The organism is Streptomyces actinomycinicus (assembly GCF_016741775.1).
GTDB classification, from domain to species: Bacteria; Actinomycetota; Actinomycetes; order Streptomycetales; family Streptomycetaceae; genus Streptomyces; species Streptomyces actinomycinicus.
Window position 1 is genome coordinate 112,681 of the sequence record NZ_JAERRK010000027.1, and the last position, 12,766, is coordinate 125,446.

General features: G+C 72.0%; 9 protein-coding genes. 3 read left to right on the plus strand and 6 right to left on the minus strand.

The genetic code is table 11. From position 1 onward, the window contains the following. Positions 1-244 precede the first annotated feature (244 nt). From JK359_RS34825 to JK359_RS34835, 3 genes are all read right to left on the minus strand, one after another. The gene (locus tag JK359_RS34825; RefSeq protein ID WP_201843630.1) at positions 245-1,897 is read right to left on the minus strand and encodes a GGDEF domain-containing protein; all 1,653 of its coding nucleotides are present in this window, start codon (positions 1,895-1,897) and stop codon (positions 245-247) included. 133 nt (positions 1,898-2,030) lie between these two features. Then, on the minus strand, positions 2,031-3,221 hold the full coding sequence (locus JK359_RS34830) for a lipid-transfer protein (protein ID WP_201843631.1): 1,191 nt from the start codon (positions 3,219-3,221) through the stop codon (positions 2,031-2,033). After that, positions 3,218-3,664: a Zn-ribbon domain-containing OB-fold protein gene (locus JK359_RS34835; RefSeq protein WP_201843632.1), complete on the minus strand. Its 447-nt coding sequence runs from the start codon at positions 3,662-3,664 to the stop codon at positions 3,218-3,220. Before JK359_RS34835 ends, JK359_RS34830 begins: the two co-directional genes overlap by 4 nt. 251 nt (positions 3,665-3,915) lie before the next feature. On the opposite strand from JK359_RS34835, the gene JK359_RS34840 reads away from it, so the two are divergent. Then, complete coding sequence (locus tag JK359_RS34840; protein WP_201843633.1) at positions 3,916-4,452, plus strand: NUDIX domain-containing protein; 537 nt, start codon at positions 3,916-3,918, stop codon at positions 4,450-4,452. On the opposite strand, the gene JK359_RS34845 is transcribed toward JK359_RS34840, so the two are convergent. Next, positions 4,443-6,824, minus strand: a complete 2,382-nt coding sequence (locus JK359_RS34845; protein WP_201843634.1) for a glycoside hydrolase family 31 protein — start codon at positions 6,822-6,824, stop codon at positions 4,443-4,445. The two genes, JK359_RS34840 and JK359_RS34845, sit on opposite strands and share 10 nt — an antisense overlap. Positions 6,825-7,039: 215 nt before the next feature. On the opposite strand from JK359_RS34845, the gene JK359_RS34850 reads away from it, so the two are divergent. Both JK359_RS34850 and JK359_RS34855 read left to right on the plus strand, forming a co-directional pair. Further along, complete coding sequence (locus tag JK359_RS34850) at positions 7,040-9,007, plus strand: acetoacetate--CoA ligase (RefSeq protein WP_201843635.1); 1,968 nt, start codon at positions 7,040-7,042, stop codon at positions 9,005-9,007. A gap of 223 nt (positions 9,008-9,230) precedes the next feature. Then, a complete protein-coding gene (locus tag JK359_RS34855; RefSeq protein WP_201843636.1) occupies positions 9,231-10,124 on the plus strand; it encodes a DUF8829 domain-containing protein in 894 nt (297 codons plus the stop codon). Between the two features lie 89 nt (positions 10,125-10,213). Here the strand turns inward: JK359_RS34855 and ptsP are convergent, their stop codons facing one another. Continuing rightward, on the minus strand, positions 10,214-11,884 hold the full coding sequence (gene ptsP / locus JK359_RS34860) for a phosphoenolpyruvate--protein phosphotransferase (RefSeq protein WP_201843637.1): 1,671 nt from the start codon (positions 11,882-11,884) through the stop codon (positions 10,214-10,216). Positions 11,885-11,962: 78 nt separating this feature from the next. Next, positions 11,963-12,412, minus strand: coding sequence for a PTS sugar transporter subunit IIA (locus JK359_RS34865; protein WP_201843638.1), 450 nt, complete (start codon positions 12,410-12,412; stop codon positions 11,963-11,965). Between the last annotated feature and the right edge of the window lie 354 nt (positions 12,413-12,766).

Sequence of the window (12,766 nt, forward strand, 5' to 3'; positions counted from 1 at the left end):
CGGCGTCCGTGACGAGCGTGCCGTCGCAGCCGTATCGCCCTGGAGGGACGGGCCGTGGAGCAGGACAGACCCGTTCCGCAGTGCCTGATAACACCGAGAATGTACGGCGATGTCGGCTGACACGGGGAAGTGTTCACCGGCGCCCCGGGGGCGTCAAGGTTGCCGACGGCGACAGTGACACCGGCTCGCCCCTCGATGCGGGCCGGCCCGCACGTGCCACAACGGACACGTACGGGAGAGCCGTTCACCATCCTGGCTCGGCGGCTGCGTATCCGGCCTGGGCCGGAGCCGGTCCCGGGCTGCCGCGGCGGATCTCGTGTCCGGGGAAGCCGGCATGCCCGACCACCCAGCTCGCGCCGTGCAGCGCCGTGGCCGCCTTCTTCAGCGGCGCGAGCTGGGCTGCGGCCTGGTGATGGTCGTCGACGCTGCCCGCGGTGCAGACGACGGTCGCGAGTGACAGCGTGACCGGCCGGCCTGCCGCCGACCAGGGCGTGTCGAGCACGGCGGCGACCAGCGGATCGAGGGCTTCCGCGTCGGCCAGCACCAGGAAGTCGTCCCCGCCGATGTGCCCCACGCGCGCGTGTCCCGCCACCGCGCCCTGGAGCGCACGGCCCACCGCGCGAATCAGCTCGTCGCCCGCGGCGAACCCGGCACCGTCGTTGACCTGTTTGAAGTGATCGATGTCCAGCCAGCTGAGCGCGAACGGCCGCCCGTCGCAGATGCGCCGGTCCACCTCGCTCACGATCGCGTCCGAACCGGGCAGTCTGGTGAGCGGGTTGAGGCCGGCCGCCTCCTCGACCCGGCTTTCGGCCAGTGCCCGCACGAGGTCCGCCAGCCGTACGGTCCCCACGCACCGGCCCCGTGCGTCCACCACGGCCACATCGTCGGAGGTCCGGTCCCGGCCGCCGACCGCCACCACGTCCAGCACCTCCCAGGCCGTCGCGTCGACGCCGACCGTGCGGGGCGCGTCGCCGAGCTTGAAGGCCGGGCGGTCGGCGTACAGAGCGTGCCCGTAGCGGCCGGACATCGAGAGCAGGAAGCGCGAGCGGTGCACCGACCGGACGGGCCGGCCCGTCTGGTCCACCAGCAGCACACCGGAGACCTCAGGGGACCCTGTGAGCAGCGACCGCACCTGCCCGGCCGAAGCGGTCACCGGCAGGACGGCAGCGGGACGCACGAACTCCCGCACCGACGGACCGGACCGGGGCGCCGTCACGGCACCTGCAGTCCGCGGCGGAACGTACACGTCCGCCGCGGGGATCCGGGCCGGCGGCGCGAACAGCTCGCCCTGGGCCAACTGGGCACCTGCCGACAGCGCCGCCGCGCACTGCAGTTCGGTCTCCACACCCTCCACCGCCACCAGGGCGCCCAGCTCTTCGCACAGTGTCCGCATGGCCCGCACCGCGCCGGGCCGCGCCAGCAGTGACGCATCGAGCTTGATCACGTCGGGGGAGAGGTCGGTGAGCAGCCTCAGCGGTACGTCACCGTCACCGATGCCGTCCGCGCTGATCCGGAACCCCTGCTCGCGCAGCGAGGCCACCGCCTCCAGCAGGGCCCGCGGCGGCACGTGCGTACAGGGCGGGACGATGTCGATCGTCACCTCCCAGGGCATACGGCCCACCGCGCGTACCGCGTCGTGCAGCGGGGGGAGGCCGCCGAGATCGGCCAGCGTCGCCGCGAACACGTTCAGGTGCAGCGGCAGCAGCGTCTCCTTGCGTGTCGCCGCGCGGAGTGCCGACACGGCCAGCCTGCCGTCCAGCTCAGGATCGCGACGGGCCTCGGCCAGGATGTCGCCGGCCTCCGGGCGGGCAAGTGTCTCCAGGGCGGCGACCGCGCCCGTCCTCAGGTTGACCACCGGCTGGAAGGCGAAGCGGAGAGTGTCCGACCAGGAGTACACGGGAGCATGATGGCGCTGCCCGGGCACACCCAGGCGCAGTTCATGAGACGTTCACGCAGGATTCCGGGCCGGTCACACACTGTGAGAAAGGCCTCTTCGTCCCGTCTGTGCCGGGCGCTCCGGGAAGCCGCGCTCACCGCACCGCGACCACCGATGACCCGTGGCCGAACAGCCCCTGGTTGGCGGTGACGCCCACCCGCGGCCCGGGGATCTGACGGCCGCCGGCCGTGCCCCTCAACTGCCAGGTCAGCTCGCAGACCTGGGCGATCGCCTGGGCCGGCACGGCCTCGCCGAAGGAGGCCAGTCCGCCGCTGGTGTTCACGGGTATCCGGCCGCCCGGTGCGGTGGCACCTTCCCGCAGGAGCTTGGCGCCCTCGCCCTCGCCGCACAGCCCCAGATCCTCGTACCACTGCAACTCCAGGGCTGTGGACAGGTCGTACACCTCGGCCAGGGACAGGTCCTCCGGGCCGATGCCCGCCTCCTCGTAGGCGGCACGGGCGATGGACGCGCGGAAGCTCTCCGCTGCGGGCTCCACCGCGACCGCGGAGTCCGTGGCGATGTCGGGCAGGTCCAGCACCGTGTTCGGGAAGCGGGGGGTCACCGTCGACACCGCCCGGATCCGCACCGGCCGTGCGACGCCGTACCGGTGTGCGAAGGCCAGGCTGGAGAGCACCAGGGCGGCCCCGCCGTCCGAGGTGGCGCAGATGTCCAGCAGGCGCAGCGGATCGGCGACCACCGTGGAGGCGGCCACCTCCTCCGCGGTGACCCGCTTGCGGTAGCGCGCGTACGGGTTCAGCGCCCCGAGCGCGGCGTTCTTCACCTTGACGAGGGCGAAGTCCTCCGGTGTGTCCCCGTGCACCGCCATCCGCCGCCGCGCGTAGAGCCCGAAGTACGCCGGGTTCGTCGCGCCCAGCAGACGGAAGCGCAGCCAGTCCGGATCGTCGGGACGCTCTCCGCCCGCCGGCCGGAAGAAGCCCTTGGGTGCGGCGTCCGCGCCCACCACGAGGACGACGTCGGCGAGTCCGGCGAGGATCTGCGCCCGGCCCGTGGCGATCGCCTGGGCCCCCGACGCGCAGGCCGCGTACACACTGGCCACCCTGGCGCCCTGCCAGCCGAGGGCCTTGGCGAAGGTCGCTCCCGCGACGTAGCCCGGATAGCCGCCGCGCACCGTGTCCGCGCCCACCACGGAGCCGACGTCCCGCCAGTCGAGACCGGCGTCCGCGAGGGCGGCGCGGGCCGCCGCCGCCCCGTACTCCGCGAAGCCCCGGCCCCACTTGCCCCACGGGTGCATGCCCGCGCCGAGCACCGCCACGTCCGTCGTCATGCCGCCACCCCCGTCGGCCGCCAGTGCCAGATGGTCCAGGCCGTCTCCGCGTCCTCGTGAAGCACTCCGGGGACGACCTCCACCTCCATGCCCACCGTCAGATCGGCGACGGTGACCCCGGGAGCCGCCTGTCCCAGCACGACGATCCGCTCGGCCTCCAGCTCCACCGCGATCAACGCGTACGGCTCCCACGGAAGTTCCGGGTTGCTCACATAGGGTGACGGCGGACGGTAGCGACCGTCGGTGTACGACCAGATCCGTCCGTTTCGTGACAGCGGGACGACCTCGAGGGAGCCGCCCGCGCAGTGCGGATTGCGGCAGTGGACGTCCTCGCGCGGGAAGAAGACCGAGGCGCAGGTCGTGCAGCGGGTGCCCAGGAGCCGGAAGGTGTCGCCCTCGCCGGTGAACCAGCCGGTGACCGCGGGTGTTCGTGTGTGCGGCAAGAGCCCTCCTCGACGGCGAACTGACGGACCGTCAGGAGTCTGCCACGAGCCGGTTCAAATGGGCAGGCCGTCACCGTGAACCGAACGGCCCCGGACGGCGTCGTGGTACAGGAGGGGCGGCCGGGACCGACGGGGGTGATTCCGGCCGCCCTCTCCCGGTTCCGCTCGTTCTGTGCCGCCTCGCAGCCGGATCGTTCTTTGCCGCATCACAGCCGGAAGACGTCCCTCCTCTGATCGGATACAGTCCGCGCGTGTCCGAAACTCAGCACCTGATTGCCAACTCCGCTCCGGACTCTCACTGTTCGAGCTGCGGAGCGCCCTACGGAGAGGGCGTCTCGGGCTGGCCCCGCACCTGCCGCTCCTGCGGGACCATCGCCTACCGCAACCCCCTGCCGGTCGCCATCGCGCTCCAGCCCGTGTACGACACCAAGGGAACGGCCCTGGTCGTCATCACCCGGACCATCTCCCCCGCGCGCGGGGGCAAGGCCCTGCCCGGCGGCTACATCGACGACCGGGAGGACTGGAAGCAGGCCGTCGTGCGGGAACTCGAGGAGGAGACCGGGATCGACGCAGCCGCGCGGGACGTGCGGCTCGTCGACGCCATGAGTTCACCCGACGGGCATCTGCTGCTGTTCGGGCTGCTGCCGGAACGCCCGGCCGACGGACTGCCGGCCTCCGGCCCGACGGACGAGACGGAGGGCTGGCAACTGCTGCGCAGGCCCGAGGAACTCGCCTTCCCGCTGCACACGGTGGCCGTCAAGGCGTGGTTCGAGGGCCGCTACATGTAAGGCTGGCCCGTTCGGCCGAGCCCCCGTACGCGCACCGGGTAGGGAGGCTCACCCACGCCGTCCTCCCGCCCCCGGGTGACCACCACCCCACCGTCCTGCCGACGGGCGACGTAGCGCTCGATCTCCGGTTCGTCCCAGCCGTCGCCCGCGTCCGGCACGACCAGGCCACCCCCCGTGCGCCCACGCGCGGGCGCCCACACCTCCAGCTCCAGCCCCCCGTCGGCCCCGCGCACCGGCAGCACCGCACCCGCGCGCGCGAACACCGGTATCCGTGACAGCGGCGCGTCCACGAGGACCTGGGCCGGCCCCTCATAGGCCTCCTCCGTCGCGGTGTCGTACCAGCGGCCCCGCGGCAATTGCACCGCACGCCGGTCGGCCCCGGGAGCGAGGACCGGGGCCACGAGCAGGCTGTCGCCGAGCAGAAACGTGTCCTCACAGTCGCGCAGCGCCCGGTCCTCCGGCGCGCCCCACCACAGCGGCCGCACATACGGCGCACCCGTCCGCCGGGCCAGATGCGCAAGGGTCAGGAAGTACGGCAGCAGCCGCCGGCGTTCCAGCAGCGCCACGCGCGCGTGTTCCAGCACCGCGTCCCCGAACTCCCACGGCTCCCGGCGCCCCGCCCGCAGACCCGCGTGGGTGCGGAACAGCGGCAGATACGCGCCGAGCTGGAACCACCGCAGATACAGCTCGGGCGACGGACTGCCGTCGAAACCGCCCACGTCCGGCCCCGAGTACGGCACCCCGCACAGCCCCAGCCCGAGCACCAGCGACAGCGACGCCCGCAACCCGGACCAGCCCGTCGCCACATCCCCCGACCAGGTGCCCCCGTACCGCTGCATCCCCGCCCAGCCGGACCGCGAGAACAGGAAGGGCCGCTCCTGCGGCGCCAGCTCACGCAGGCCCTCGTAGCCGGCCTGGGCCATGCAGAGCGCGTACACGTTGTGCGCCTCCCGGTGATCGCCGCCGCGCCCCTCCAAGGCGTGCCGGGCCGAACGGGGCAGCGTCGACTCACCGAAGGCGTTGAACGACGTCGGCTCGTTCATGTCGTGCCAGAACCCGGCGAAACCCTGCTCCAGCCGCTCCTCGTAGAGCCCTCCCCACCACTTGCGCACACGCGCGTGCGTGAAATCCGGGAAGACCGACTCACCCGCCCACAGCACACCGCGCACCGTGCGGCCCTGCCCGTCCCGGACGAACGCGTCCACGGCCGACCCGCTGTCGTAGACGGTGTTGCCCGGCTCCGCCTTCACCGCCGGATCCACGATCGAGACCAGCCGCGTCCCGTTCCGGCGCAGCTCCTGCGCCAGTACCGGCAGCTTCGGGAACCGCTCCTGGTCGACGGTGAACACCTGGTGGTCGTCGTAGTGATCGATGTCCAGGTGCAGGGCGTCCAACGGCAGCCCGTGCTCCTGGTAGCCCGCGAGGATCCTGCGCAGCTCCTGTTCACTGCCGAAACCCCAGCGCGCGTGATGGTGGCCCAGCGCCCAGGCGGGCGGCAACGCGGGCGCACCGGTCAGCGACGCCCACGCGTGCAGCACGCGCGCGGGCGTCCCCACCATCACCCAACAGCGCAGCGGACCGCCGTCCATCCGCATCTCGCAGCGCCCCGCCCGGTCGTGCCCGGACCCGGCACCCTCCTCGCCCTCACGCAGCAGCACGGTCCCGTCCCAGGTGGTGTCGTGGAACACCAGATGCGTGCCGGCGTCCGCCACCACGAGCTGCACCGGCATCGTCAGGTACAGCGGATCCTCACCGGGCCCGAACGCACGACCGGGGTCGGTGTTCCACAGCCGGTACGCGCCGTCCCGCAACCGGGGCCCGGACGCGCGCCCGCCCAGGCCGAAGAACCGGGCGTCCGCCGCCACCTCCGACCGCTGCATCCACCGCGCCGTGCCCCCGCCGACCGGCTCCCACCAGCGCGGCGGCAGATCCCGCCGCAGGGTCACCCCGCCCGGCGTGCACACCTGGACCGCGCCGTGCCGCGACACGACGACCGTCACCCGCTCCGCCACCACCCGCCAGCCGCCGTCCTTGTCCGGCTCCAGCACCACCCGCGGATCCGGCTCCGGGCCACCCCCCGCGAGGGCGTACGAAGGCTGCGGACCGGCCCCGTCCCAGCCCCAGAAGACCGCCCCGTTCACCGCCACCACGATCCGCAGCTCCGACCGGCTGAACCGGATCAGACCGCCCCCCGGACCCGGCTCCACACCCTCCACCTGCCCCGGCACCCGGGCCCGCTCCGGCCCCCGCGGCGGCAGCCCTGCGGCGTCGACACGCCTCCTGCGCCACGCGGCCCGTACGGTACGCAACCCCCGTGCCGCCCTCCCCGAACCCACCACACTCACCGAACGCACCAGGTCACGACCGTCCATGCTGCTCACCCTGCCACTGAGCGCCCCACGCGCGCGTGGCGTTCAACTGCCGTTCACCCGTGTTGAGACCACATCTTCATGACATGGACTATGTGGAGCGCACCCTGGTGCAGAAGTCGATCACATGGCATCGTCCCTGTCAGCCGCGTCACGCGCACACCCCAGCCCGTGCGCGCACCGACGCACACGACGCGCACAGTCCGGGAGCCGCTTCAATGTCGACCGCGAACCCCCAGCCGCTCTGGCAGCCCGATCCCGAGCGGATCGCCAAGGCCCGCATCACCCGGTTCCAGGCGTGGGCCTCCGCACACCACGGCGCACCGGCCGAGGGCGGCTACCCGGCCCTGCACCGGTGGTCCGTCGACCAGCTGGACACGTTCTGGAAAGCCGTCACGGAGTGGTTCGACGTACGGTTCTCCACGCCCTGCACGCGCGTGCTCGGCGACCGCGGCATGCCCGGCGCCCAGTGGTTCCCCGGAGCCACCCTCAACTACGCCGAACACGCCCTGCGCGCCGCAGCCGACCGCCCCGGCGAACCCGCCCTCGTCCACGTGGACGAAACCCACGAACCGCAGCCGGTGACCTGGTCCGAGCTGCGCCGCCAGGTCGGCTCCCTCGCCGCCGAACTCCGGGCCCTCGGCGTGCGCCCCGGCGACCGCATCAGCGGCTACCTGCCCAACGTCCCGCAGGCCGTCGTCGCCCTCCTCGCCACCGCCGCCGTCGGTGCCGTATGGACCTCCTGCGCCCCCGACTTCGGCGCCCGCAGCGTCCTCGACCGCTTCCAGCAGGTCGAACCCGTCGTCCTGTTCACCGTCGACGGCTACCGCTACGGCGGCAAGGAGCACGACCGCCGGGAGATCGTCGGCGAACTGCGCCGCGAGCTGCCCACCCTGCGCGCCGTCGTCCACATCCCGCTCCTGGGCACCGAGGCGCCCGACGGCGCACTGGACTGGTCGGCGCTGACCTCCGGGAACGCGGAACCCGTCTTCGAACAGGTCCCCTTCGAGCACCCCCTCTGGGTGCTGTACTCCTCGGGCACGACAGGCCTGCCCAAGGCCATCGTCCAGTCCCAGGGCGGCATCCTCCTCGAACACCTCAAGCAGCTCGGCCTGCACTGCGACCTCGGCCCCGAGGACCGTTTCTTCTGGTACACCTCGACCGGCTGGATGATGTGGAACTTCCTCGTCTCCGGCCTCCTCACGGGCACCACGATCGTCCTGTACGACGGCAGCCCCGGCTACCCCGACACCGGCGCCCAGTGGCGGATCGCCGACCGCACCGGAGCCACCCTCTACGGCACCTCCGCCGCCTACGTCATGGCCTGCCGGAAGGCCGGCGTCCACCCCGCCCGCGACCACGACCTCAGCAAGATCCAGTGCGTCGCCACGACCGGCTCGCCCCTCCCGCCCGACGGCTTCCGCTGGCTGCACGACGAGGTCCGGGAAGACCTGTGGATCGCCTCCGTCAGCGGCGGCACCGACGTCTGCTCCTGCTTCGCCGGAGCCGTACCCACCCTCCCCGTCCACACCGGCGAACTCCAGGCGCCCGGCCTCGGCACCGACCTGCAGTCCTGGGACCCCAGCGGCAAGCCACTCGTCGACGAGGTGGGCGAACTGGTCGTCACCAACCCCATGCCGTCCATGCCGATCCACTTCTGGAACGACCCCGACGGCAGCCGCTACCACGACAGCTACTTCGACACCTACCCCGGCGTCTGGCGCCACGGCGACTGGATCACGCTCACCTCACGCGGAACAGTGATCATCCACGGCCGCTCGGACTCCACCCTCAACCGCCAAGGCGTACGCATGGGCTCGGCGGACATCTACGAGGTCGTCGAGCGCCTGCCCGAGATCAAGGAATCCCTGGTCATCGGCATCGAACAGCCCGACGGCGGCTACTGGATGCCACTGTTCGTGCACCTCGCCCCCGGCTCCGCCCTCGACGAGGCACTCCTGAACCGGATCAAACAGGCCATCCGCGAACAGCTCTCACCGCGCCACGTGCCCGACGAGGTCATCGAAGTACCCGGCATCCCGCACACCCTCACGGGCAAGCGCATCGAAGTCCCGGTCAAGCGCCTGCTGCAGGGCACCCCCCTGGAGAAGGCGGTCAACCCCGGCTCCATCGACAACCTCGCCCTGCTCGGCTTCTACGAGGAACTCGCCCGCAAGCGCGCCTGACCCACTAGCGCATCACCCACCGGAGCATCACCCTCCGCACCGGCCCCGGACCCGCCGAACCCCGCGGCGATGTCCGGGGCCGACCCCGCATCCCCAGCGTCGTCCCCACAGTGACCTGCACAGACGCCCCCCTCCGCCCGATCCTGAGCACCGACGGCACCCCCATTGTCAGTGCCGCCAGTTACGGTGAGTGAGCATTGATCGACTGCGCATTGGGGGAATCATGGCGCACACCGACCACCAGACCATGCGACGCGTCCTGCGCCGCGAGATCGCCGGCACCATCGGCGTGCTCACGGACGAACACGACTTCCGCGCCATGCGGCGGTACCGCAGCTTCACCTTCCACGACCACGCGACCTACCTCCGCCAACTGGAGACCGTCCTCAGGAGCCGCGCCGCCCAGGGCACCCACACCACACTCGCCCTGTTCGACCCCGAGGACTACGCCGCCTACTGCACCGCCTCCGGCCTGGACCCGGAAGCGACGGCCAGCCGCACCCGGTTCACCGCCGAACTCGCGGCCACCGGCCCCACCATCCCCTACGACGGCCGCCCGCTCGATGTCCTCCTGCCCACCCTCGTCGACGCGGCCGTACGTCATGCCACCTGGGAGTACGCCACCACCCTCCTGACCCGCCTGGGACCCTGCCCGACCTGCGGCGAGGACATCGGCAGGGCAGGCTTCACCCGCGCCTCCGACCTCTTGGTCCGCATCCTCGACACCGCACCACCCGGCGACCGGCACCTGGTCTGCACCGTCTCAGGACCGCCGGACACCCTCGTCTCCGTACTCCACGGCGACCAGGAGTCCCACGGCCCGACCCGACTGGACGAGGCGGAGGCCCTCGAATTCACCAGCGTCCTCGCACTCGGCCTCGCCACCCGCAGCCCCGGCGGCCTCGTCATCCGCACCAGCGCCCCCGGCACGGCCGACCGTGTCTACGGCTGGCGACTGCGCGGCGGCACCCTGGAACCACTGACGGCATCGGAGGTGTTCGACGCCTACTGCACCGACGCCGAATCCGGCGACCTCATCCCCCCGGAACCCGGCGTCGACTACCGCGAACCACCGGACCTCGGAGAGGGGACACGGACACCCGGCCACCGCCACTGAAACCCCGACGCGAGCCCCGGACACAGCAGGGGCGCCCCACCCGAAGGCAGGACGCCCCTCAACCGGACACCCCGAGGCGCCGGTACGGCCTACTCGCCGGACAGCACCGCCTGAGCAGCGCTGCGCGCCTCCTCGGCACTGTCCGCCGCCCGCGCCGCCGCCGCGGCCCGCTCGCACTGCGCCAGCGTGAACTTCGCCAGCGTCGCCCGGACGTAGGGAATCGACGCCGCACCCATGGACAGGGAGGTGACACCCAGACCGGTCAGCACACAGGCCAGCAACGGGTCGGACGCGGCCTCCCCGCACACACCGCAGCTCTTGCCCTCGGCCCCGGCCGCCTCCGCGGACAGCGCGACCAGGTCGAGCAGCGCCGGCTGCCACGGGTCCTGCAACCGCGACACCGCACCCACCTGCCGGTCCGCCGCGAACGTGTACTGAGCCAGGTCATTGGTACCCAGCGACAGGAACTCGACCTCCTGCAGGATCGAACGGGCCCGCAGCGCGGCCGACGGGATCTCCACCATGGCGCCGAACTTGGCCCGGAGCCCCGCCTCACGGCAGGCGTCAGCGAACGCCTTCGCGTCCCGGCGGTCCGCCACCATCGGCGCCATGACCTCGAGGTACACCGGCAGCCCCTCGGCCGCCTTCGCCAGCGCCGTCAGCTGCGTGCGCAGCACATCGGGGTGATCGAGCAGCGTCCGCAGCCCGCGCACGCCCAGCGCGGGGTTCGGCTCGTCGGCGGGCGTGAGGAACTCCAGGGGCTTGTCCGCGCCCGCGTCCAGCACACGCACGACCACACGGCCCTCGGGGAACGCCTCCAGCACCTGCCGGTAGGCCTCCACCTGCTTCTCCTCGGAAGGAGCGTTCTTGCTGTCGTCCAGGAACAGGAACTCGGTACGGAACAGACCCACGCCCTCGGCGCCGGCCTCCACGGCCGCGGGCACGTCCGCCGGCCCGCCCACATTGGCCAGCAGCGGCACCTTGTGCCCGTCCGCCGTCGCGCCAGGACCGGTCGAAGCCGCCAGAGCGGCCTTCCGCTCGGCCGCCGCGGCCCGCAGCTCCGCCTTCTTCTCCGCGCCGGGATTCACGAAGACGTCCCCGGTGCTGCCGTCCACGGCCACCACCGTGCCCTCGGCCAGCTCGCCGGCCCCCGGCAGAGCCACGACCGCCGGCACACCCAGCGCCCGAGCCAGGATGGCGCTGTGACTGGTGGGACCGCCCTCCTCGGTCACGAAACCAAGGACCAGGGACGGGTCCAGCAGCGCGGTGTCGGCAGGAGCCAGGTCCCGGGCGACGAGTACATACGGCTCGTCACTGTCCGGGACACCCGGCATCGGAACGCCCAGCAGCCGGGCGACGATACGATTCCGCACGTCATCGAGGTCGGCCACGCGCCCAGCGAGATACTCACCCGCACCGGCCAGCAGCTCCCGGTACGCCGCGAAGGCGTCGTACACGGCACGCTCGGCGGTGCTGCCGACCGCGATCCGCCGGTCCACGTCCGACATCAGCTCGGGGTCCTGGGCCATCATGGCCTGAGCCTCGAGCACCGCCTGGGCCTCGCCCCCCGCCAGGTTGCCGCGCGCCATCAGGTCGGCGGCCACGGCGTCCACGGCCTGACGGGCGCGCCCCTGCTCCCGCTCCGCCTCTTCGGTGGGGATCTGCTTGGCCGGCGGTTCCAGCACCGCCGTACCCATGTGCCGAACCTCGCCGATCGCCACGCCATGGCTCACGCCGACGCCTCGCAGCGTTGTGTCCATCTCACCCGTCTCCGATAGTGCGGCGGGTCCCGCCGCCGCGGTGGTTGTCCTGCTCGCCGTCGTCCGACGGCCCAGATGTCAGTTCCAGGAGAAGAGGCTGTCGCCGGCCTTCACGTCCCCGCTGTCACGGAGGTCGGATAGGGACTCGGCCGAGGCTTCGAGCGCGACGACCGGGCACACCGGGGACTTGCCGGCGGCCTCGACCGCGGTGGGGTCCCAGCGCACGATGCTCTGGCCACGCGTGACGGTGTCGCCCTTGTTGACGAGCAGCTCGAAGCCCTCGCCGTTGAGCTGGACGGTGTCGATGCCGAGATGGGTGAGGACGCCGTGCCCGCTCGCATCCACGACGACGAACGCGTGCGGGTGCAGCGAGACGATGACGCCGTCCACGGGCGCAACCGCCTCGGAGGGCTCCCGGTCGGGGTCGATCGCGGTGCCCGGGCCGACCATGGCCCCGGAGAAGACCGGATCCGGCACTGCGGCCAGTCCGATGGCCCGTCCAGCAAGAGGGGACGTCACGGTGGTCATGGGAAGCCTCCCAAGGAGTCGTGCTGCACACGGGCCGTCACTGGCAGTCCCGGACGGCACTGAGCAGCAGCGTATGTCAGATGAAGCGGTCGTTCCGTATGGAAGCTACCAGCTAGTGGTCTAGACCACCAACCCTGTCGATTTGCACGGGCTCCGAGCGTCCGTGTACAGTCGTACTCCTGCCTGGGGCGGAAGGGCGTGCAAGCGCGACCGCTCGGCAGCACTCAAACTCATCAAATCCTATCTAGGATCTCCTTCTGCATGCCTGCGGAGTGGTGGTCAGAGAGACGGAAAAAGCTTGATAGAGTTTGAACCGCCGGAAAGGGAAACGCGAGAGCGGGAACCTGGAAAGCG